Source organism: Mycobacterium sp. IDUB_37, from assembly GCF_055419245.1.
On sequence record NZ_JBVAXG010000001.1, the window covers coordinates 974924 to 997396 of the forward strand.

Genomic DNA, 22473 nt, shown 5'->3' on the forward strand with positions numbered 1-22473 from the left:
ATGGTGTCGCATTTATCCTCTCGGCCTGCAGATTGTTCGACCAAAGTACTACGTGGCACGACGCCAGCGGAATAATTCGGTGCCAGTTGACAGTTGATCGCTGTAGCTTGTTCGACCAGGAGGCGCTATGACTACTGCGACCCTGCAGAGCCGCCTCGCGGCCCTGCAAAGTGCAGGCCGATTCGACGCGGCAGTCGTCGGGGGCTTCGCCCGCTATATTGCCGAGGCGCCCGACGAGAAGCTCTTCCGGATGAACCCCTACCGCTACGCGGCGGAGACCGGCATCGGCGAGCGCGAGGCCGTCGACCTGTTCCTGCATGCCGCGCACGCCGGCGTGGTCGAATTCAGTTGGGGGGTCCTCTGTCCGGCCTGCGGATCTTTCATCACTACCGACCACGCGCTGCGGGCGTTGAACGATGAGCGCACCTGCGAGATCTGTGACATCCCCATCCCGCCAGAGGTCGACGACAATGTCGAGGTCACCTTCACCGTCGCGCCCTCGACCAGGACGATCCGCTTCCAAACCCCGGAGAAGCTCGACTTTCTCCGCGACAGTCTGACGCTCTTCTTCTCGCCCAGCGTCGCCGACATGACGCACATCGGTAGCTACCTCAGCGACCCCGTGTGGTTCGGCACAGCCCCGGCCGGAGCCACGACTGAAGCAGCGGTCGACCTGGCGCCAGGGCGCTATGTTCTGGCGCTGCCGGAGTACCACGCGCTGCGGCGCTTCACTGTCGACGAGGGCGCGGGCAGCGCCGCGTCGAGCTACGAGGTCCTCTCCGGTGGTCGGCTCATTCAGGACGGCGGGCAGCTAGCCGCCGGCAATGTGCGGATGAGTCTCCGCAACCGGCTTGGCCGGCCGGTGGTCTTCGGTGCGTTCCGCGATCCGCGACCGTCTTCGCCGGAGGCGCTCGCTGCGAAGTGCGCGAAGTTGGCTCAGTCGGGGGATTTGAACTTCCACCGCTTCTATACCGTCAAGGAACTGGTCACGACCCAGGCATTTCGCGATCTGTTTCGCGCCGAAAGCATTCCGTCGCAGGGCGGCCTGGGGCTGAAGAACCTGACCGTGCTCTTCACCGATCTCAAAGGCTCGACCGAGCTCTATTCGCGGATGGGTGACATGCGGGCGTACGGCCTCGTCGGTGAGCACTTCGGCCTGCTGCGCGAGGTAGTGGCCGCGCGCGGCGGCGCCGTCGTCAAAACCATTGGAGACGCGGTGATGGCGAGCTTCCCGACGCCCGCCCCGGCTCTCGAAGCGGCCATGGTGATGAACCGCGAGATCGCAAAGGTCGGCGAGCTGGAGCTCAAGATCGGCCTGCACGCCGGCCCCTGCATCGCGGTCGACCTGAACGAGCGCCTCGACTACTTCGGCCAGACGGTGAACATCGCCGCGCGCGTCCAGGGGATCGCCGACTCACGCCAGATCGTGTGCACCGATGCGGTTCGCGACGCGCCGGGCGCGGCCGAGGTGATATCGGGTCTGACCCCTGTCGGCGCGCGCGAAGAGGCGGTTCTCAAAGGCGTCGCCGACCAGGTGGGCGTCTGGCGGTATCGGTAGGCGGCTACCTTCAGGACCGCCTGACTGCACGCGGCCCGTCCCAGATGCCGCTCAGCGCAACGAGAATGCCGGTCCCATCCGCGCGGTGCTAGCCTGCGCAATGGCCTTCACCCGTCGTGACCTCATGAAAGTGACGGGCGCGGCCAGTGCCGCCGCCATCGCTGCGGCCTGTGGCACGGGCTCTCCCGCTAATCCGACCACCACCCCGAGCGCCCCCGCCGCGAAGAGTCCGCCTGCAACTCTGACCGGCCGCATCGTCCGTCCCGGCGACGCCGACTACCGAACGGCGAGTACCGGCTGGGACGAGCTGTTCACCCACTATCCACTGGTGATCGTCTTCGCCCAGCAAACGCAGGATGTGGTGAACGCCCTCACCTGGGCCCGGCAGAACGACGTCGCACTGCGGGTGCGGAGCGGCCGGCACTGCCTTGAGGGTTGGTCGAACGTGGACAACGGCATCGTGATCGACGTCAGCGAGCTGAAGTCCGCCAAGATCGACGCGTCCGCCAACACCGCGACAGTTGGCGCCGGGCTAAGCCAGATGGAGGCGGTGAACGCGCTGGGTGCGCAGGGGCTCGCGGCGCCGACCGGGACGGAGGGCACCGTCGGCCTGGCCGGTGCGACGCTCGGGGGCGGCTTCGGTCTGCTCACCCGCAGCCTCGGAATGGCCGCCGACAACCTGATGGCAGCCGAGGTCGTCGTCACTTCGGGTGCCGACGGAGCCAAGGCCATCAACGTCGACGCCACGAACAACCCCGACCTGCTGTGGGCTTTGCGCGGCGCGGGAAACGGCAATTTCGGGATCGTCACCTCGCTGACCTACCGGGTTCATCCACTGCCGAACGTCACCTACATGACCGCGACGTGGCGCGGACTCAACGACATGCAGAGCATCTTCGACGCTTGGCAGCGGTCGGCGCCGAGTGCTGACAACCGCCTCACGAGCCAGCTCGAGATTCACCCCGACTCGATCCTGCTGTTTGCTGTTCTCTCGTCCGGGCCGGAGGAAGAGGCGAAACAGCTTCTGGCGCCGATCCTTTCGGTCGGCAAGCCCGAGGTCGCGACAAAAAATGGGAAATGGGCCGACACTTACGCGGGATTCCAGATACCGGCGAACGGCGAGTCCGCGAATTGGAAGTTCTTCTCGCAGTTCATCACCGACCCGTTTCCGGCTGAGGCGATCAGCCTGATCGGTTCCTTCATGACACGAGCTCCCTCGCCCGACTCCAACTACTTCACCAATGCCTTCGGCGGGGCGGTCAAGGACAGTGAGCCCCCCGGCGGCTCTGCGTTTGCCCACCGCGGCGCGCTCTTCTACGCCGAGCCCGGGGTAGGTTGGGGCACTCGGGGCGGGGTGCCGGCACAAAGCGATCCGATCACCGTGAAGGCCCAGGCTTGGATTGCTGAGTTCAGCCAGGCGTTGCGACCCTATGTGAGTGGCGCCTACGTCAACGTTCCGAACGTCGGAATGGCGGATTGGGAAACGGCCTACTGGGGATCCAACGTCAGTCGTCTGCGCACGATCAAGGCGAAGTACGACCCCGGCAACGTGTTTCACTACGAGCAGAGCATCCCGCCCGCGTCGGGCTGACTGGCAACAACTTACGAGGGTGGCGAGAGGACGTGGATGACCTCACGCAGCGGCTCCGGGGACGTCGCGACTTCGCCGATGAACGGGTTCGCAAGTTCCAAGATGAGGAACAGGTTAGCGGCCACCAGCACGCCTACCGTCGCGACCATCGCGTAGTGCATCTTGGGTTGCTCGACGCCGTAAACGATCGAGCAGCCGAGGACCAGGCCGCTGGTGAGGAGGATGATCGCCCACAACGACCACGGTGGGCCGCCGTCGGTCCGGGCCTGAAGTACGCGTTCTGTGCGTGCCTGGCTGATCTTGTCGAGTTTGTTGAAAGCGCCTGCGAGGAAAGCTTTTTGGGTATCAGTGTGCGGCTGGACTTGTTCGTATGAGGAGTAGAGGCGCTGCAGAGCATTTTCAGCTTCTGGGAACGACCTGTTAGTCGGGGCAAGTTCCCACTCGGTTACCGCCGCGCGCTCGTAGTCCAGCAGGCTCTGGCGGATTCGGTCGCTGTCGGGCTTGTCGAACACGGCGAGGTCCCTGGCCAACTGCACCCCGGCCGCGCCCTCGTCCCGCGCTTGGCCGTCCTCAGTATGGATCTGACTCCACATCGCGGAAACGACGAAGCCGATGAAGAATGCGTAGACGAATCCGACAACTCCGTAGACGAACTTAGTGGCATCGTTGTGCCCGTCCTCTTTGATTCCGGGGAAACGGCGCCGGACATATGTCTGGACGAGCGCCGCCCCGCCTGCAACAAGGACGATGAGGCCGAATAACAACAGCCAGGACGGAATGTTGCTCACGATCCAACTAGTCACAGGCCCCGCTCCTTCACAGCATCGCGCCGTGCCTTTCGACCTTAGGTGCAGTCGCGGTGTGACGCGAACTTCGAGTGCATGGAATCATCAGCCAGGGACGGGGATCCGTAGTGACGAGAGTTGAGTTGGGACTTCACCAGGCAGTCGCTGCCGGCGGCGACCAATGAAGTGTTCCGCTGCGGTGCTACTCGGCGCCGGCACAAGCTGGGAGATCCGCGAGATCGATCTCGACCCGCCTCGTGCCGGCGAGGTGCTGGTCCAGATGGCGGTTGCGGGTATCTGCCACTCCGACGACCACTACGCCACGGGTGACGGGGTTGCCGGGCAGCGCTTGACGGCGATCATGGCGGCCAATGGGATTCCGCTGCCGGACCTCTATCCGATGCTGGGCGGACACGAGGGCGCCGGCGTCGTCGTTGAGGTCGGGCCCGGCGTGCGGACAGTACGACCCGGCGACCGGGTGGCGACGTCGTTCATTCCCGCTTGCGGATCCTGCCGGTGGTGCTCGTCGGGTCAGAGTTATCTCTGCGATCTCGGTGCCGGCACCGTATCGAAAGAAATGACCACCGACGGCACGCCGCGTCGGCACCTGGGCGACGAAGCGCTGACGGCGATGACGCAGTTGGGCACCTTCGCCGAGTACGTGGTGGCGGCCGAGTCTTCGGTGATCAAGATCGACGATGACATTCCATTCCACGCGGGTTCGCTGGTGTCTTGTGGTGTCACCACCGGCTGGGGTTCGGCCACTGTCGGGGCAGGCACCGAGGTCGGTGACACCGTCGTGGTGATCGGCGTCGGCGGCGTCGGGATGAACGCGTTGCAGGGCGCCCGATCGGTGGGGGCGAAATTCGTGGTCGCGGTGGATCCCGTTGCCTTCAAACGTGATTCGGCACCACTGTTTGGCGCCACGCACGTCGTGACGTCCGTCGAGGAGGCGGCCCCGCTGGTGCGAGATCTCACCCATGGTGTGATGGCAGACCGAGTCGTACTCACTCCCGGCGTCGTACCTATCGATCTGCTGTCGCCGGCGATGATGCTGACCCGCAAGGGCGGCACGTGCGTACTCACCGGCCTGAGCCAGTACGACGAGTTGCCGGTGCCGATGGTGCTCAACGACATGGTGTTGTCAGCCAAGCAGCTCAAGGGCGTGCTCGGCGGTGGCATGAATCCACGCGCCAGCACGCCGATGCTGCTCTCGATGTACCGCGAGGGCCGGTTGAAACTCGATGAGCTGGTCACCCGCCGCTATCGACTCGAGCAGATCAACGAGGCTTTCGGCGACATGCGGGAAGGCCGAAACATCCGCGGGTTGATTGACTTCCAGTAGCTCGACAGGCCGTTGCGGCAGGACGCCCTAGTGTCAAAGTCGCTCTCGCACTTAGCCAATTCTGGCAAATTGCCACGCGAGCCCGCGGTGGCGTCATAAGCTCCGGCTAATCGGCGATCGGCATCGGTCCGGCTTTGACTGGTCGCCCCGGTGGGGGGAGTTCACTTTGTCGTACGTGTTTGCGTTGCCCGAGGCGATGTCCGCCGCGGCCACAGACGTTGCATCGATCGGTTCGGCCGTAGCCACAGCAGGCCAGGGCGCGGCGAGCGCCACTTCAGGGGTTCTCGCCGCAGCCGAGGATGAGGTGTCAGCGGCGATCGCGAATCTGTTTTCAGCCCACGGCCAGAGCTACCAAGCTCTCAGCGCCCAGGTAGAAGCCTTTCAAGAGCGATTTGTACTGGCACTGAACGGCGCGACCGGCGCATATGCCGCCGCCGATGCGGCCAGCGCTGCGCCATTGGCGGCCTTCGAGGCGCTGGGCATTCCGCAGACTCCGGCGGCATTGAACGCCAGTTTCCAGGCCTTTCTCTCGTCGCCCGGCGCTCCGGTAGTCGAATCGCTGATCGCGTGGCCGCCATTCCGGACATTGTTCTCCAGCGAAATCCCGCCGCTGTCGTGGTTTCTCGGCAACTCGCCGCCACCACTGTTGAATTCGCTGCTGGGACAGACGGTCTCCTATAACGACTATGACGGCATGCGCGTCGTGCAGATCACGCCGGCTCATCCAACCGGGGAATACGTGGTCGCCCTGCACGGTGGGGCGTACATCTTGCCGGTCTCGATCGTGCACTGGGTCAACTACTCGGTGACGTCGTACATGACCGGCGCGACCTACCAGGTGCCGATCTACCCGCTGGTGCAGGAAGGTGGCACCGCCGGCGTCGTCATACCCAAAGTGGCCAACTACATCTCCTCACAGATCGCCCTGCACGGGGCCCAGAACGTCAGCGTGATCGGTGATTCCGCCGGCGGAAACCTCGGGCTGTCGGCGGTCCAATACATGGTGAGTCAGGGTGATCCGGTGCCCTCGTCGCTGGTGTTGCTGTCTCCGTGGCTGGACCTTCAGTTCGGACAGCAGATCGGCAAGGTGTGGGCCGGCGGTCTGCCGTTGAACAACTACCTGGTGAGCCCGCTCTACGGGTCACTGACCGGACTGCCGCCGACGTACATCTACTCGGGCGGGCTCGATCCACTCGCAAGTCAAGCGGCCGTTCTCCAGCAAGAAGCCCTGGCGCACGCTGCCCCGGTGCACTTCGTCCTGGACTACCTCGGCTTCCACGACTGGATTCTCGGCCCGACAGGCATCCCGTACCTGCCGCAGATCAACCAGCAACTCGGTATCGCGGCCTAACGGTCATCGGTCCCAGGGGCACATGTCGCGGATCGCGATTCGGACGACCTGCGCGGCCCCTTCTGGACCGAGCCCGGGGTTGAGCGCAGAGAACTGGTTGGTGATGTTCGCGCGGCTGACGCCGTTGTCCATGAGGCCGCAGAGATCCAATCCTTGACCCACCTCAACCGAATCGCCATTGCTGTCTTCGATGCCGGCCGCGCGGACATCTGCCAGGAACGCGTGCCGGCCGCACCCGGGGCCGGGTCCGGGCGAACGCCCTTGAGGGCAATCCGGTAGCGGGTCAGCATTGGCGGCCGGGGCGAGCCCCAAAGCCAGAACCGCCATGCCTGCCAAACCCATGGCTCGCACCCATCGAGTGCGGTGCGGGCGCGATGGTCCTGTTCTGGTCGACATGATCGTGATGGTGAACGCGCAAACTGGAGCGAGGCTGTGTTTTGGTTGGACGTTTTCTGTTGGTCTCAAGTTAACCGTTTAGACATCTGAACGACGCCTTGGCGCGACAGCGACCATTTCCAGGAAACTGCCACGCGTCCCCTCGGCGTCGTCATAGGCTCCGGCTACTCGGTCATCTGTGTCGACCGGTTGTCTCGAAGGGTTGGAGCAGCACGTTGTCGTATGTTGTTGCGTTGCCGGAGGCGATGTCGGCCGCGGCCACGAACGTGACCTCGATTGGTTCGGCGGTCGCGACGGCGAACCAAAGTGTGGCGCGCGCGACCACGGGGGTTCTGGCCGCGGCAGAAGATGAGGTGTCAGCAGCGATCGCGGCGTTGTTCGCCGCCCATGGTGAGAGCTATCAAGTTCTCAGCTCGCAGGTCGCGGCTTTTCACGAGGGGTTCGCGCAGGCATTGGCCGGGGCGCCCGGGGCGTACGCCGCGGCTGAGGCGGCCAGCACTGCGCCGTTGGCGGCGTTCGAGCAGGTGGCACTCGGTGTCCAGCGGATCCCGACGACCGTGGCCGGCGGCCTCGAATCTCTGGCGTCGGCGCCCGGCACTTTCCTTGCGGGGCTGAGGTCCGGCGAAATCCCACCGTTTTCGTGGATACTCGGCAATTCCCCGCCGCCGCTACTGAATGCGGTGCTGGGCCAAACGGTCTCGTACACCACCTACGAGGGCATGAGCGTTGTGCAGATCACGCCGGCGCATCCGACCGGTGAGTACGTGGTCGCGATCCACGGTGGCGCATTCGTCTTTCCGCCCTCGATCTTCCACTGGGTCAACTACTCGGTGACGTCCTACATGACCGGTGCGACCTTCCAGGTGCCGATCTACCCGCTGGTGCAGCAAGGAGGTACCGCCGGCATGGAGGTGCCCAGGATGGCCAGCCTCATCTCGTCGCAGATCGCCCTGCACGGGGCGCAGAACGTCAGCGTGACGGGCGACTCCGCGGGCGGCAACCTCGCGCTCGCGGCCGTCCAGCACCTGGTGAGTCAGGGTGCCACCGTCCCGTCGGCCATGGTGTTGCTGTCTCCGTGGCTGGATGTCGGGACCGGGGGAGCCGGCCAGATGTGGGCCGGCAATCTATCGGTGACCAACCCGATGGTGAGTCCGCTGTACGGGTCACTTGCCGGACTTCCGCCGACGTATGTCTATTCGGGCTCATTCGACTCGCTCTCCGCGCAGGCGTCCATCCTGCAGCAGAACGCTGCGGCCATCGGGGCGCCCTTCCACTTCGTGCTGTTCCCCGGCGGAATCCACGACTGGGTGATACTCACCCCGTTCGGTCCGCCGTACTGGCCGCTGATCAACCAGAACCTCGGCATCGCGGCCTGACAGCGGGGGTCCGCGCCGTCCAAGAATTTCCGGCGTCGTCCCCGTACGCCGTACTCTTCGACCGTGAACGCGATCGACCCGGACAAGCTCAACATCTGCCTGCAGGTGCTGGCCGACATCGAGTCGTTGCCGCCCGAGCATCCCGATGCCGTCGCCGTACGTCGGGCCACCGGGGGCATCTTCAAGTCGGTCAAGAAGGCCCGCCGCCATGCCAAGCGCGACGCCATCGCCACCGCCGACCGCGCCGTTGTCGCGGCGACCGCGACCGGCGCACCCGGCCGCATCGACGACGAGACTCAGGGCCTGCCGTTGGTGTCGACGGCGGTCGGCGCCTCCGCAGGCACCTTGCTGCGGTCGCGCGCCTGCTACATCTGCAAGATCCACTACACCGTGGTCGACGCCTTTTACCACCAGCTCTGCCCGGACTGCGCCGCGCTCAACCACGCCAAGCGCGATGCCCGCACCGACCTCAGCGGTCGCACTGCCCTGCTCACCGGTGGCCGCGCCAAGATCGGCATGTACATTGCGCTGCGACTGCTCCGCGACGGCGCTCACACGACCATCACCACCCGTTTTCCGAACGACGCCGTGCGGCGCTTCGCCGCGATGCCCGATAGCGCCGATTGGTTGCACCGGCTGCGCATCGTGGGGATCGACCTGCGCGACCCCGCCCAGGTGGTCGCGCTCGCGGACACGGTTGCCGCCCAGGGTCCGCTGGACATTCTGATCAACAATGCCGCCCAGACGGTCCGCCGCGCTGCTGGCTCCTACGCGGCGCTCGTCGAGGCCGAACGGACTCCGGCGCTGGAAGTCGCCTCGGAACTAGTCGACGTGATCACGTTCGACCGCGTCAGCGATGCCCATCCCGCGGCTCTGGCGGGCAGCCTCGCCGAGCACCACACTCCGCACGCGGTGACCGAACTGGCGCTGACCGCCCGTAGCGCATCTCCGGACCGGATCGCCGCAGGCACCGCGATCGACGCCGGAGGCCTGCTGCCTGACACCGCGTCCGTCAACAGCTGGACTCAGCGCGTGCACGAGGTCGACGCGATGGAACTCCTCGAGGTCCAGCTGTGCAACCAGACCGCGCCGTTCATCCTGGTGAGTCGGTTGCGCCCGGCGATGGCGGCCTCACCTGCCCGCCGCAAGTACGTCGTGAATGTGTCTGCGATGGAGGGGCAGTTCAGCCGTGCCTACAAAGGCCCGGGCCATCCGCACACCAACATGGCGAAGGCCGCCCTGAACATGCTTACCCGGACCAGCGCCGGCGAGATGCTGGAGCAGGACGGCATTCTCATGACCGCCGTCGACACCGGCTGGATCACCGACGAGCGTCCGCACCCGACAAAGCTGCGGCTGGCCGAGGAGGGTTTTCATGCCCCGCTGGACCTCGTCGACGGGGCCGCCCGGGTGTACGACCCCATCGTTCGCGGGGAGGCCGGCGAGGATCTGTACGGCCGCTTCCTGAAGGACTATTCGCCGAGCAACTGGTAGCCGCAGCTGGGCGTGACGCGCTCGGCGATCCGGATCAGATGACCACGCTCGTGCCTTTTGATCCCTTCGCGCCCGCACTACCGCCGGCTCCGCCGGACCCGCCCGCCCCGCCTTGGCCGGCGTTGGCATCGGCGAGGGTATTTGCTCCGGCGTTACCGCCGTCACCGCCGTCGCCGCCCTTGGAGCCCGCGTTCGAACTGTTTCCCCCAATGCCGCCGGTGCCGCCGGTGGCGGTGCCCCCGCTGTGGGCGTCAGCCTCGCCGCCGTTCCCGCCCGCGCCGCCGCTGGCGGTGCCGCTGCCGCCGTGTCCGCCGACATGGCCAATGGCGTTTCCGTTTCCGAAGGTGATCGCCTCGCCGCCTTGGCCGCCCTTGCCGCCGATGACGCCGCTGCCGCCGGCGCCGGGTGTGCCGCCGGTGGCGTTTCCGCCTCCATCGTTTTGTGCCAAACCGCCGAACCCGCCGGCACCGCCGGTCCCGGTACCGCCGGTGGCGTTGCCGCCGGCGCCACCGGTGCCGCCCGTGACGTTGAACACGGCGGCTTTGCCTTCGATTGCCGCGAGGCCGCCGGCGCCGCCGTTGCCGCCGTTGCCGGCAGTGCCATTGCCGCCCTTGCCGCCGTTGCCGGGGGTGACGCTGCCAGTCCCTTGGGTCGTCGCATCACCGCCGTCACCACCGAGCCCACCGGTGGTGCCGGCGCCACCGGCCGCGCCGGTGCCGCCAGTAGCGGCGGAGGTGTTGGCGGAGTTGTCGATCTCCGCATTACCGCCGGACCCGCCCGCGCCGCCCGCCCCACTCGACCCGCCGCTCGCGCCGGTACCACCAGCACCGCCGTGGCCGCCGTCACCTCCGGTAGCGGTTGCGGCTTTACCCCCGGTGCTCGCATCACCGCCGACACCGCCCTTGCCGCCGCTGCCGCCGTTACCGCCGACGCCATGGGCGCCCGCCTGACCGCCCAACATCGAACCGGCACCACCGGCCCCACCAGCACCGCCGTCGCCGCCGTCGCCGCCCGCGCCGCCGTTGCCGCCCGCGACCGTGCCCGTGCCGAAGTCGTCCGCCCCGGCACCTCCCAGGCCGCCCTTGCCGCCCGCCCCGCCGGCGCCGCCCGCACCACCATTGCCGTGCAGCAACCCGCCGGCTCCGCCGGCCCCACCCGCTGCGCCGTTACCGCCGTTACCGCCCGCTGTGCCCATCCCATTGAAACTGCCCGCCGCACCAGCGCCACCCGCCCCGCCGGCCCCGCCGTTGCCGAATAGCCCCGCATCACCGCCCCGGCCACCGGGCTTTCCCGGCGCCCCCGACCCGCCATCGCCGCCGTTGCCGAACAGGATTCCGCCCGCTCCACCGCCCTGCCCTGTGCCTGCCGCCCCATTGGTGCCATCACCGATCAGAGGACGCCCGACCAACAGGTTCGTCGGCGTGTTGATCAACGCCAACAACTCGTCGAACGGTGATGCATTGGCCGTGTCCGCAGCCGCGTAGGCCGCGCCGCCGGCGGTCAGGGCAGACACGAACCGGTCATGAAACGCCGCCGCCTCCGCGGACAGCGCCTGATAATCCTGGGCGTAAGTACCGAATAGCGTCGCGATCGCCGTCGACACTTCATCACCTGCAGCAACCGCCACTGCGGTGGTCGGTGCTGCGGCGGCCGCGGTAGCCGCGCTGACCGACGAACCGATGCCGGCCACATTCGCTGCCGCTGTCGCAAAAGTCTCCGGAATCGCAAACACGTACGACATGGCGGCCTCCCAGCGCCACAGGGGACCGTCAAAAATACGACGGCCAGAAGTATTGAAAACCCCCAGGTAAATATGGCAGTCCGCACCGGCCCGCCGCAATGCTCAATCCAATAAACTATTTATTTATCACCAATCAAATACCTCAATTCTTCATAGGCAAAAGAGATCCGCGCCAATGCTCTGCAACAGCCCGTCCGCCACGTAGTTCGCCCAAACCGCCGCGCGACTCCTCGCCGGAGACATAAGCTCCGGCTTGCCCGGCGATCGATCGGCCGGACGCTTGAGTGGCCACCCCGAGGTTTGGAGCGCGCGTTGTCGTACGTTGTTGCGTTGCCCGAGTTGATGTCCGCCGCGGCCACGAATGTGGCGTCGATTGGTTCGGATGTCACAACGGCAAGCCGGAGCGTGGCGGGTGCTACCACGGATGTTCTCGCTGCTGCCGAGGATGAGGTGTCGGCCGCGATCGCAACCGCGTTTTCCGCCCACGGCGAGGGTTTTCAGGCTCTCAGCGCCCAGGCGGCGGCTTTTCACGAACGGTTCGTGCAGACCTTGACGGGCGCAACCGGGGCGTACGCCGCCGCAGAGGCGGCCAGTGTCGCGCCGTTGGCGGCCTTCGAGCAGGCGGCGATCGGTGTTCAGCAGCTTCCGTCGGCAGCGGCCACCGGATTCGAGTCTTGGATTCAATCGTGGTTTTCGGTAGCCGATTCGCCATTCCTGAAGCTGCTGGCCGACCCCTTCCCGCCGTTGTCGTGGATCATGGGCAACCAGCCGCCGCCGCTTTTGAATTTATTGCTGGGCGAGACTGTCTCGTACACCACGTCTGAGGGCATGAACGTCGTTCAGATCACGCCGGCTCATCCCACTGGCGAATACGTGGTGGCTTTGCACGGTCGCGCATTTATCTTTCCGCCCTCAATTTTCCATTGGGTCAATTATTCGGTGACGGCCTATATGACCGGCGCAACCTTCCAGGTACCGATTTATCCGTTGATCCAGGAGGGTGGCACTGCCGGGACGGTCGTACCGGCTACCGCCCGCTTCATCTCCTCGCAGATCGCTCAACACGGGGTCCAGAACGTCAGCGTGATCGGCGACTCGGCGGGTGGCAACCTCGCCCTGGCTGCCGTCCAGTACATGGTGCAGACGAACCCGCTCGGCCCCGTCCCGTCGTCGATGGTCCTGCTGTCTCCGTGGCTGGACGTCGCGATGGGCGAACAGGTCAGCATGTGGTGGGGAGGCAATCTCTCTGTCACCAACCCGATGGTCAGCCCGCTGTACGGATCGTTGGCCGGACTTCCGCCGACGTATGTCTACTCGGGGTCGTTGGATCCGCTGGTCGCCTCCGCCAATGCCCTGCAGCGGGAAGCGCAGAGCCTCGGCGCCCCGTTCAGTTTCGTCACCGCCCCGTTCCAAAGTCACGACTGGGTTCTGCTGAACCCGCTTGGGTTGCTGTACTGGCCGCAGATCAACCACGAACTCGGCATCGCGGCCTGAGTGCCTGCTTGCACGAATTAGTGCAGGTCAGCGGTGCCGGCGTTTAGTCTCGCGTGATGAACCGGATCTGGCAGTGGATGTGGGATCGGTACGGAGCGAGGTACTCGTGGGCGGCCTATGCATTCGCGTTCCCTTTGCTCCTGCCGCTTTATCTCTTTTGGTCGTTTCTCATCGTTGCTGTCGAGAAGTCCGGTCACTATGTCGAGGCGGCCGCCGTCACCGTTGTCGCCGTGCCGGTGCTGGCGTACGTGATCATGCTTCCCGGACTGGGGGGCTTCCGCGTTGCGGAGCAGTGGGCAGCCGGCCACGAGGTCGATCGGGCTAGGGCACTGGAAGCCACCTACGCCTTCACCCGGGGGGCGGTTGTTCGAGCGGTCGCATTCAACGCCGTTTGGGACGGCTTGTTATCGGTCGTTGTCGGTGCGGTGGCCGGGGCAACAGGGGCGCGGCTAGTCCAGTACGGGATCCTGGGCGCCGTCGTAGGAATGGTCACCCAGGTGGGCGCGGTGCACAGCTTCGGCGAGGTAGCGGCGCGGCCAGTCAGGATCGCCATCGCCGGTGACACGGGGGTCGGTGACTCCCTGCCCCGCTCACGACCGACATTTGCCGCGTGGTCCAGCGTGTCCATGCTTTCGGCCGTGTTTCTGTTCTCGGTTTATGGTGCGATGCTGGCGGCCGTATTCGATTGGGCCCGTGCGGCACCGGTGCTCTTTCTCGTGATCGGTTGTGCGTTGGCGCTCGGCTTCGGGGTGCCGAACGTCAGTGCCGCGTTCGCACCATCCTTGCGACCCATGCGCGACCTCGCCGAAGGAACCGAGCGTGTTGCGGTCGGTGACTACAGCCAACGGCTGCCGGTGGTGCAGGACGATGGCCTCGGTGCCCTCGCTGCGTCATTCAACCGAATGCAGGCGGGTTTGGTTGAACGACAACGACTTCAGGCTGCTTTCGGAACCTACGTCGACCCCGCCCTGGCTTCGCGACTGCTCGCGCAGGGTGACGACGTGTTCACCGGCGAACGCCGGGAGGTGACGGTGATGTTCGTGGACATCCGCGACTTCACTCCGTTCGCGGAAGCCAACACCGCCGAGGACACCGTCGCCCGCCTCAACACCCTGTTCGAAATCGTCGTCCCGGCTGTAGTCGACGCCGGTGGGCACGTCAACAAGTTTCTCGGTGACGGCGCCCTGGCGGTCTTCAACGCACCCAATGACCTGGTTGATCACGCCGATGCCGCTGTCAGTGCGGCTGTGCTCATCCACCGTCTGGTCGCCGAACGATTCGATGACGCGCTTCGCATCGGCATCGGGATCAACACTGGTGTAGTGATCGCCGGCACGATCGGTGGGGGAGGCAAGCTGGAGTTCACCTTGATCGGCGACACCGTCAACGTCGCTGCTCGCGTCGAGCAGCTCACCAAGACCACCGGTGACGCAATCCTTCTCACCCACTACTGCGTCGACGCCCTCGTTGGCCGACCGACCGGACTCAACGACCGTGGCGCGCACGCACTGAAGGGAAAGTCGGCCGAGGTGCAAGTATTCGGCCTCGATCCGAGCGTCGTCTACTGAAGCGGGTTCTCCAGCACCACGGCGACACCTTGGCCCGACCCGATGCACACACCGATCACGCCGTAGCGCGCGCCACGTTCCTGCAGTTCGGTGGCCAACGTGAGCACATAGCGGGTTCCGGTGGCTCCGAACGGGTGCCCGATGGCCACTGCGCCGCCGTTCGGCGTCAGCTTGTCGTCGGGGATGACGAAACCGTCCAGCTGGTTGGGGAGTTCGCGCAAGACACCCAGCGCTTGCGCACTGAATGCTTCGTGCACTTCCCATACGTCGATCTGCTCCGGTCTCAGACCTGCTCGACGGATGGCCATCGGAATGGCCCACGCCGGCGCCAGGCCCATCACCAGTGGATCGATCCCGTAGACAGCGCTGGACAGCACCCGAGCCAGCGGTGCTACCCCGAGTTCGGCTGCCTTTTCTCTGGATGCAACGACGACCGCGCTGGCACCGTCGGTCAGCGGAGTCGAGTTGGCGGCGGTCATCTGGGTGGTGCCCGGCTGGGCGCGCAACGCGGCGAGTGTCTCCGCGATGGTGTCGTCGCGGATGAACTCGTCGTGCTCGGCCAACCGCGCGGGGGTCTTCTTGGTCGCGGGGAGGGGTACCGGCATGATCTCTTTGGCGAACCGGCCGCGGTCGCGTGCGGCTTTGGCGTGCTGCTGCGACCGTAGGGCAAAGTCGTCAATCTCTTTGCGGCTCAGCGAATATCGGTCGGCGACGTTTTGTGCGGTCTCGATCATGCTGATGTAGGCGTTGCGGGCGAGCAGGGCCGGGTTGGGCGGGCCGCCGGCGCCGGACCACATGGTGTCGAGCATGAACACCGGGCCTCGTGGGCTGAACGGCGCGTCACCCTTCATCAGCGCCCACCCTGACCGTGACATCGACTCGACTCCGCAGGCGATCCCGACGCCCAGATCACCCGCTTTGATGGAATGACTGACGCTGATCAAGGCACTCAGTGACGACCCGCAGTACCGATTGAGTGTTGCGCCGGCGACGCTGTCGGGGAATCCCACGGCCAATGCCGCCCAGCGGGCGATATCGCCCATTCCCTCGTGCGCGGGATTCACACAACCGGCGACGATATCTTCCACGGCATCCAGCGGTACTCCGACGCGTTCGCACGCGCCCTTCATCGTCATGCCCAGCAGTTCATCGGTGCGGATGCCGGACAGCGTGCCGCCGTAGCGGGTGAACGGTGTGCGTACTCCGCCTAGAACGTAGGCCTGCGTCATGGTCAGCCTTTCCGCGATTGGTTTATGGCGCTCAGGTGGTCATGCGTCGGGAGTGAAGGTATAGGTTTCGCCGTGCGCGAGGTACACGAATTTCGTTGTCGTGGTTGAGGCTTCGGCGGCACGCTGGAAGTCGTCGAGTGGTGGCGTTGCCGATGAAATAGACATTGCCTTCGTCGAAAGATGCTGTGCCGCTGCTGGTTAATTCCAAGAGAGCCATCATGGCTTCTCCTCCGCGCGGTGAGCTGAAGCGGTAGGTGGGTGAGGCCGAAGGCCGCAACATAGACCATAAGCCCGCGCGAGTTGGTAGTCGAGTGTCGCGACGAACTCGTCGATTGAGGGGCACGAGACCTCGCTGGGTCATAGCCGCGCTTGCGTCGTTGCGTAAGCCACCGGGTGAAGCTAACAGCGCTTCATCGCACGCCGCTATCACAAAATTCATGTGCGCGGCGTACCCGGCCACCGGTATGCCAAAGATCTTGACAGCGCGGCCGCCCACGCGCCTCGTAACGTAGAAATCAGCCGTCAATACAGCGGTAAAGCTGTTGTATTACAACGATTTGCAGATATCAGGATGAACGCTCAGTCAAGGAGAGCACCGTGAGCCAGCAGGACAAAGCCACCCGTTTCGCCGAGCTTCACACCAAGGGAGCGCCACTGGTGCTCTACAACGTGTGGGACGCGGGCAGCGCTGCCACACTGGCCAAAGCGGGAGCGCCGGCAGTGGGGACCAGCAGTTGGTCGCTCTCCGAAGCGCAGGGCTACCGGGACGGCGAGGGCATCCCCGTCGAGTTTCTGAACCAGATCGTCGAAAGGATTGTCGCATCGGTCGACGTACCGGTCACGGCAGACTTCGAGGGCGGCTTCACTGAGGACGACGTTGAGCTGGCACAGAACATCTCCCGTTTGCTGGATACCGGTGTCGTCGGAATCAATTTCGAAGACCGCGTCGTCAAGGGATCCGGACTGTACGCGATCGACCGGCAGGCCGATCGAGTCGCGGCTATCCGGAAAGTCGCCGATGAAAAGGGCATTCCGCTGTTCATCAATGCCCGCACCGACTTGTTCTTGGGACAAGGCAATGAGCCGAAATCGGTCACCGGGGAAGCCATCGATCGGGCAAAGGCTTATGCCGCGGCCGGCGCCTCCGGGTATTTCATCCCTGGCCTACCTGACAAGGACCTCATCACCCGAATCTGCGAAGGCTCACCGCTGCCGGTCAACGTGATGACCTTCGACGGCGTGCCCACCAATGCCGAGCTTGCCGAAATCGGTGTAGCGCGAATCAGTTACGGCAACACGCCGTATGTAGAGGCGATGAAGGCTTTTGAAAGTGACTTCCTCAAACTGGCCTAGTGAGCGAGCACTGATGAGCTATCCCGAACAGCCGACGTTGTTCGACGACTTCGACGACGCCCAGGTTCCGGCCTTTGACATCGCCGCATTTTCGGCTGCGTCCGAGCACCGCCTCGATGAAGACTCGTGGATCACTCACGTGCCTGGTCTGCTCACCGGGCACCAGATGCTGCTGGCCGAGCTGGCCGCCCTCGATGTGTGGGAGCAACGTCGCCGGTGGATGTACAACCGGATGGTCGACGAACCTCGGCTGACTGGCGAGTACACCGATCGTGCCTCGGCGCCAACGTTTCTCGCCGAGTTGGCCGCGATGTTGAGCGATCAGTTCGGGGTGCCTTATGAACGGATTTGGATGAACTGGTATCGGGACCACAACGATGGCACCGGCTGGCACGCCGACCGTCCGGCGGATAAATTGGCGACGGCAACCATTCCGGTGGTAAGCCTGGGCGCACCGCGTCGATTTCTGGTTCGCCCGGTAGGGGGCGGGCTCAGCTGGGTGTTCACCCCTGCCGGCGGCGACTTGATTGTGATGCATGGCCGGTGCCAACGCGACTTCCAACACTGTGTGCCCAAGCAGAAGACGCCGGCCGGAGCCCGGATGAGTCTGAATTTTTCCAGCGCCGTCAAGTCCTGAACGCACGGCTGAAGTGCTGATCCCTAGGCGCCGCATCATGTTTACCTTCACTCACCGCAATGCCGAGATGCAACTCGACGAGGATCACACGGCATTGGTTTTGGCAGACATGCAGAACGAGTTCCTGACCGAGGGTGGCGTCTATTTCCCGATGATCGAAGAACGCCTCACGCAGTCTGGACGACGGCCGAAGCCGTCGCCCGCATGAACGAGAGGAGGAGATCTTGACCAACGGCCAGGCGATGATGCGGGCAATTCAGCAAGAAGAGTGGGGCTCACTCGACACGATGAGATTGGTTGAAGTGCCACGGCCAGAACCTCTTCCGACAGAGGTGCTGGTCCGGGTGAAAGCTGTCGGAGTCAACCCGATCGACTATCACACGGCGGTCGGCAGGGGTTACATGGACGCGTTGGCACTGCCGCACATTCCCGGATGGGAGATCTCGGGGGTGGTCGAGAAGGTTGGATTTGGGACGAACCGCTTTAAGGTCGGGGACGAGATTTTCGGATTCCCAAGGTTTCCACGGGCGGCCGGAGGATATGCAGAGTACCTGGCTGTCCCGGCCCGGCAACTGGCCTTGAAGCCCGGTGTTATCAGCTTTGAAGAGGCCGCTGCGGTTGCTCTCACCGGCCTGACCGCCTGGCAAATGCTCGCTGAGGTAGCTGAAGTCGGCTCGGGAACGATCGTTGTGGTGAACGGCGCTGCCGGCGGAGTCGGCCACATCGCTGTGCAGGTAGCAAAAGCATTGGGCGCGTCCGTGATTGCCGTCGCTCGGCAAGAGCAGCACGAGCTTGTGCAACGACTGGGCGCGGATCGCGTAGTCGACTACACCACGTCAGTCGTCACTGACGAGGTCAACGATGCGGATGTGGTGATCGAGCTCGCCGGTGGCGATACGACGATCCCGATGCTGGGCGCGCTGCGCAAAGGCGGGTTGCTCATCAGCGCCAGAAAGCTGCCGAATATTTCCGAGATCCATTCAGCGGCTGCGGATTTGGGTGTGCCGGCATCGTCGTTCGTCGCTGAACCCGACTACGTGGCTCTGGAACAGCTGTCGAAACTGATACAGCACGGCTCCCTCAAGGTTGAAGTGTCGTCGGTGCTGCCTTTGGCCGACGCGGTCGAGGCTCTGGAAAAGATTCCCCGAGGCCACCTCATCGGGAAAACCGTTCTCCGGATTAGCTGATTCGCGTTCCGTGTCCACGCCAGACCGCAATCACTGGTTCTTCTCGCTGGATCCCGCGGGGCGCCGTCAGTACTCCGAAGACACTGTCGCCAGAGCGACCGAAGTCTGCGCCGGCTACCCACGCGGTGATATGTCCGTGTGGGACTGGGCGTGAGGGGTGCTACTCGCTCGTAATTGGCTCTGTGGCAGGCATTTCAAGAGGCAGTAACACGATGAACCGCGTATCGCCCGGCGTCGACTCCACCCGTAGATCGCCACGATGGTTCTTGACGACGATGTTCCAGGCCAGATCGAGGCCCAGTCCGGTGCCTTCACCGAACGGTTTGGTGGTGAAGAACGGTTCGAAGATATGGTCGCGGACGTCCTCGGGTATTCCGGGGCCCGTGTCGCAGATCTCCACTCGCGCCCTATTCTCGCCATCGCGTGAAGTTCGCAGTGTCAGGGTTCCGCCCTCGCTGCGCATGGCGGCGATGGCGTTGTCGATGATGTTCGTCCAAACCTGGTTGAGATCGCCTGGATAGCAGGGGATTTCGGGTAGAGATTGATCGAACTCCTTGACTACCGCGATGACTGGTCGGTCCTTGGCCGCATCTTTGCCCAGCCGGTCGGCGAACATCGCCAGCGTACTTCGCAGTAGTGCGTGTACATCGGTCACCTGGAACGGCGCCCGGTCCAGTTGGGAGTACTGCTTGGCGTCGGCCACCAGCGCCGAGATTCTATTGCTGGCTTCGAGAATCTGGTCCATCAGCAGCTCGCCTTCCACGGTGCAGGTGAGCCACTGGATCGCCTTCTCCAGCGATGTCGATGCATCCAGTTCGTCGATGGTCGCCGAAGTCCGCTCCAGCCAATCGATGTCGATGCCCGCTTCGACGAACGTCGGTGCGATGTCCCAGCCGCCGTCGATGCCGTGGTGCTCGAGCCACTCGCCCACGGCTTCCTCGAGGTCGGCCGCTTGCATGGCGGTCAGTTGCTGGGATGCCTTACCGACCTGCGCGGCCACCTCCTCCTGGAGTCGTACCAGGGCCTGTAGCGCCTTCGGGCTGACGGTGCCGTCGGCGAGCATGGCGAGCTTGTGCCGCATCCCAGCCACCCGATCGCGCAATTCGGCCGCGGCCCGCGCGGTGGCGGCGGCGGGGTTGTTGAGCTGATGGGTCAACCCGGCCGACAACTGTCCCAGCGCCAGCAGCTTCTCGCGGTTGTCGATGATGCGGCGGGTTCGCTCGGTGCCGATCGCGATGCCGTCGAGTAGATGGACCGCCATCGGGAACTGGTCCTGCATGAAGTGCGCGAACTCAGGCGCGTCCATGACGAAGAACCGTGACGGCCGGGTCACGTGCACCGATGCGTCATAGGTCTGTTGTGGCCTGCCGGTGAACGCCTTCCAGGCTCCGCAGTACACGCCGCGCTGTGAGGTCCGATTGGTTTCGATGTCTTGTCCGCCAGACTGTTTCGACATCGCCAACTCCCCGTCGACGAGGACGTAGAAGCAGGTGGCCGGATCGCCCTCGGTGCAGATGGGGCCCGGTTGGTAGTCCGCCATGTGGCCGGCGGCGCACAAAACCGCGAGCTGCTCGTCGGTGAGCGCTTCGAACAGAAATAGCGTTCGAAGCTCGTCGGGCTGACAGGGGCTGGCCATGGCGCTACGCCTCCGCGAGGTAGCGGTGGACCAGCATGACGGCCATCGATCCCTCACCGACCGCAGCCGCGACTCGTTTGGCCGACTCCGACCGTACGTCGCCCGCGACGAACACCCCGGGCACGCTGGCTTCCAGGTGATGCGGCGGGCGTTCGAGTCCCCAGCCGCAGACGTTGCGTAAGTCGGGGCCGGTCAGGATGAAGCCGTGGTCGTCGCGGGCGAGTACCCCGTCAAGCCAGTCGGTGCGCGGTGCGGCGCCGATGAAGATGAACATCCGCCCACAGTTGACCTCCTGCGCCTCGCCGGTCTGGTTGTTGAGCAGGGTGAGCTTTTCCAGATGGTCCGTTCCTTCGACGTGCTGCACTTCGGTGCAGGTACGGACCGTGATCTTGGGATTCTGCTCGATCTGCTGGATCAGGTAATGCGACATCGACGCCGTCAGCGACGGTGCCCGCACCACGATGGTCACCGATTTAGCCTCCCGGGACAGATACATGGCGGCCTGTCCCGCTGAGTTGGCCCCGCCGATCACATAGACCTCTTCGTCCGCGCATTCCGATGCAATGGACGTGGCGGCTCCGTAGTAGATGCCGCGGCCGGTCAATTCGTCGCAGCCGGTGGCCGCCAGTTGCCGGTACGCGACACCGGTGGCCACGATGACTGCGTGGGCATCGATAGAGCCGCCATCGGAGAACCGGACGGTGCGCGCGCACCCGGTCACGTCCAGTGCGGTAGCCGTGCGGGCGGTGATGAGTTCGGCGCCGAACTTTTCCGCCTGCTGGCGTGCGCGCTGAGCCAGTTGGCTGCCTGACACCCCGTCTGGAAAGCCCAGGTAATTCTCAATTCGTGAGCTCTGCCCGGCTTGGCCGCCGGTTGCGGTGCGTTCGATCAACACCGTCCGCAGTCCCTCTGAGGCGCCGTAGACGGCGGCGGCCAGCCCAGCCGGGCCGCCGCCGATGACGACCAGGTCATAGAACTTTTCCGACGGCGTGCTGGTCAGGCCGAGTGTGTCGGCAAGCTGAGCGTCGGTGGGTTCGACCAAAGGCTCGCCCCGATCCGTAACAACGACCGGAAGCCGCAGCCCGTCCTCGCCGGCGGCCTGCAAGAGTTGCTGGCCGGCGGGCTCGTCTGCCATGAACCAGGTGTAGAAAAGTCCGTTGCGGGCCAGGAAGTCTCGGACCTGCCAGGACCGCTCCGACCAGCGGTGCCCGATCACCTTGGTGTGCGGGACGGAGCGTTCGGGTGTGCGCTTCCATGCCGCCAACAACGAATCGACGACAGGGTAGAACTTTTCCTCCGGCGGGTCCCACGGCTTGAGCAGGTAGTGATCGAGGTCTACGACATTGATCGCGTCGATCGCGGCGTGGGTGTCGGCGTACGCGGTCAACAACACCCGCCGCGCCGTCGGATAGAGATCCATTGCCTGCTCGAGGAATTCGATGCCGCTCATCTGTGGCATCCGGTAGTCGGCAATCAGCATTGCGACCGCCTCGCCGCGCAGCTTGAGTTCCTTCAAGGTGGCCAGCGCGTCGGAACCGGATTCCGCGCGGACGATTCGGTACTCCTCGCCGTAGTGGCGGCGCAGGTCGCGGGCGACCGCGCGAGACACCGCGGGGTCGTCGTCCACGGTCAACATCACCGGCTTACGGGCCGAGCGGTCCTCGGCATCGGGTCTCGTCACCCGGCTCAGTATCCTCTCGGCGCTCCCGGTGCGGCACTCTCACTGTCTGAA

The 22473-nt window shown here is 64.9% G+C and carries 19 protein-coding genes and 1 pseudogene; 13 read left to right on the forward strand and 7 right to left on the reverse strand.

What is annotated here, in order from left to right:
* Nucleotides 1-127 precede the first annotated feature (127 nt).
* Complete coding sequence (locus ACZY1I_RS04475) at nucleotides 128-1558, forward strand: DUF5939 domain-containing protein (RefSeq protein ID WP_463753048.1); 1431 nt, start codon at nucleotides 128-130, stop codon at nucleotides 1556-1558.
* A gap of 100 nt (nucleotides 1559-1658) precedes the next feature.
* Complete coding sequence (locus ACZY1I_RS04480) at nucleotides 1659-3149, forward strand: FAD-binding oxidoreductase (RefSeq protein WP_463753049.1); 1491 nt, start codon at nucleotides 1659-1661, stop codon at nucleotides 3147-3149.
* Between the two features lie 11 nt (nucleotides 3150-3160).
* On the opposite strand, the gene ACZY1I_RS04485 is transcribed toward ACZY1I_RS04480, so the two are convergent.
* Complete coding sequence (locus ACZY1I_RS04485; RefSeq protein ID WP_463753050.1) at nucleotides 3161-3952, reverse strand: bestrophin-like domain; 792 nt, start codon at nucleotides 3950-3952, stop codon at nucleotides 3161-3163.
* A 163-nt stretch (nucleotides 3953-4115) separates the two neighbouring features.
* Between ACZY1I_RS04485 and ACZY1I_RS04490 the strand changes: the two genes are divergently transcribed.
* Complete coding sequence (locus ACZY1I_RS04490; RefSeq protein ID WP_463753051.1) at nucleotides 4116-5279, forward strand: NDMA-dependent alcohol dehydrogenase; 1164 nt, start codon at nucleotides 4116-4118, stop codon at nucleotides 5277-5279.
* 166 nt (nucleotides 5280-5445) lie between these two features.
* Entirely contained in the window at nucleotides 5446-6630 is a 1185-nt protein-coding gene (gene lipY / locus ACZY1I_RS04495; protein ID WP_463753052.1) for a triacylglycerol lipase LipY, read from the forward strand.
* A gap of 3 nt (nucleotides 6631-6633) precedes the next feature.
* On the opposite strand, the gene ACZY1I_RS04500 is transcribed toward lipY (ACZY1I_RS04495), so the two are convergent.
* Nucleotides 6634-6972 (reverse strand): DUF732 domain-containing protein, encoded by a 339-nt coding sequence (locus tag ACZY1I_RS04500; RefSeq protein WP_463753053.1) that lies wholly within the window; start codon nucleotides 6970-6972, stop codon nucleotides 6634-6636.
* 269 nt (nucleotides 6973-7241) lie between these two features.
* On the opposite strand from ACZY1I_RS04500, the gene lipY (ACZY1I_RS04505) reads away from it, so the two are divergent.
* Together lipY (ACZY1I_RS04505) and ACZY1I_RS04510 are read left to right on the forward strand one after the other, a co-directional pair.
* Nucleotides 7242-8402, forward strand: a complete 1161-nt coding sequence (gene lipY / locus ACZY1I_RS04505) for a triacylglycerol lipase LipY (protein WP_463753054.1) — start codon at nucleotides 7242-7244, stop codon at nucleotides 8400-8402.
* Nucleotides 8403-8465: 63 nt separating this feature from the next.
* On the forward strand, nucleotides 8466-9896 hold the full coding sequence (locus tag ACZY1I_RS04510) for an SDR family NAD(P)-dependent oxidoreductase (protein ID WP_463753055.1): 1431 nt from the start codon (nucleotides 8466-8468) through the stop codon (nucleotides 9894-9896).
* A gap of 34 nt (nucleotides 9897-9930) precedes the next feature.
* On the opposite strand, the gene ACZY1I_RS04515 is transcribed toward ACZY1I_RS04510, so the two are convergent.
* On the reverse strand, nucleotides 9931-11637 hold the full coding sequence (locus ACZY1I_RS04515; protein ID WP_463753056.1) for a PE family protein: 1707 nt from the start codon (nucleotides 11635-11637) through the stop codon (nucleotides 9931-9933).
* A 342-nt stretch (nucleotides 11638-11979) separates the two neighbouring features.
* Between ACZY1I_RS04515 and lipY (ACZY1I_RS04520) the strand changes: the two genes are divergently transcribed.
* Nucleotides 11980-13131 (forward strand): triacylglycerol lipase LipY, encoded by a 1152-nt coding sequence (lipY, locus tag ACZY1I_RS04520; protein WP_463753506.1) that lies wholly within the window; start codon nucleotides 11980-11982, stop codon nucleotides 13129-13131.
* A 56-nt stretch (nucleotides 13132-13187) separates the two neighbouring features.
* Nucleotides 13188-14699 carry an adenylate/guanylate cyclase domain-containing protein gene (locus ACZY1I_RS04525; RefSeq protein WP_463753057.1) on the forward strand — a complete coding sequence of 504 codons (1512 nt, stop codon included), beginning with the start codon at nucleotides 13188-13190 and terminating at the stop codon, nucleotides 14697-14699.
* Here the strand turns inward: ACZY1I_RS04525 and ACZY1I_RS04530 are convergent.
* Both ACZY1I_RS04530 and ACZY1I_RS04535 read right to left on the reverse strand, forming a co-directional pair.
* Nucleotides 14693-15928 carry a thiolase family protein gene (locus tag ACZY1I_RS04530; protein WP_463753058.1) on the reverse strand — a complete coding sequence of 412 codons (1236 nt, stop codon included), beginning with the start codon at nucleotides 15926-15928 and terminating at the stop codon, nucleotides 14693-14695. The genes ACZY1I_RS04525 and ACZY1I_RS04530 overlap by 7 nt on opposite strands.
* A gap of 39 nt (nucleotides 15929-15967) precedes the next feature.
* Nucleotides 15968-16093 carry a hypothetical protein gene (locus tag ACZY1I_RS04535; protein ID WP_463753059.1) on the reverse strand — a complete coding sequence of 42 codons (126 nt, stop codon included), beginning with the start codon at nucleotides 16091-16093 and terminating at the stop codon, nucleotides 15968-15970.
* A gap of 432 nt (nucleotides 16094-16525) precedes the next feature.
* Here ACZY1I_RS04535 and ACZY1I_RS04540 point away from each other — a divergent pair, with 432 nt between their 5' ends.
* From ACZY1I_RS04540 to ACZY1I_RS04560, 5 genes and pseudogenes are all read left to right on the forward strand, one after another.
* A complete protein-coding gene (locus ACZY1I_RS04540) occupies nucleotides 16526-17281 on the forward strand; it encodes an isocitrate lyase/PEP mutase family protein (protein ID WP_463753060.1) in 756 nt (251 codons plus the stop codon).
* Between the two features lie 13 nt (nucleotides 17282-17294).
* Nucleotides 17295-17918, forward strand: a complete 624-nt coding sequence (locus ACZY1I_RS04545) for an alpha-ketoglutarate-dependent dioxygenase AlkB (RefSeq protein ID WP_463753061.1) — start codon at nucleotides 17295-17297, stop codon at nucleotides 17916-17918.
* Between the two features lie 37 nt (nucleotides 17919-17955).
* Complete coding sequence (locus tag ACZY1I_RS04550; protein ID WP_463753062.1) at nucleotides 17956-18126, forward strand: hypothetical protein; 171 nt, start codon at nucleotides 17956-17958, stop codon at nucleotides 18124-18126.
* A gap of 79 nt (nucleotides 18127-18205) precedes the next feature.
* The gene (locus ACZY1I_RS04555) at nucleotides 18206-19105 is read left to right on the forward strand and encodes an NADP-dependent oxidoreductase (protein ID WP_463753507.1); all 900 of its coding nucleotides are present in this window, start codon (nucleotides 18206-18208) and stop codon (nucleotides 19103-19105) included.
* A gap of 22 nt (nucleotides 19106-19127) precedes the next feature.
* Nucleotides 19128-19259, forward strand: a pseudogene (locus tag ACZY1I_RS04560) (DUF5078 domain-containing protein); the annotation flags it as partial.
* A gap of 6 nt (nucleotides 19260-19265) precedes the next feature.
* Here ACZY1I_RS04560 and ACZY1I_RS04565 read toward each other — a convergent pair.
* Together ACZY1I_RS04565 and ACZY1I_RS04570 are read right to left on the reverse strand one after the other, a co-directional pair.
* Nucleotides 19266-20741: an ATP-binding protein gene (locus ACZY1I_RS04565; RefSeq protein WP_463753063.1), complete on the reverse strand. Its 1476-nt coding sequence runs from the start codon at nucleotides 20739-20741 to the stop codon at nucleotides 19266-19268.
* 4 nt (nucleotides 20742-20745) lie between these two features.
* Nucleotides 20746-22377: an NAD(P)/FAD-dependent oxidoreductase gene (locus tag ACZY1I_RS04570; protein ID WP_463753508.1), complete on the reverse strand. Its 1632-nt coding sequence runs from the start codon at nucleotides 22375-22377 to the stop codon at nucleotides 20746-20748.
* Nucleotides 22378-22473: the final 96 nt, after the last annotated feature.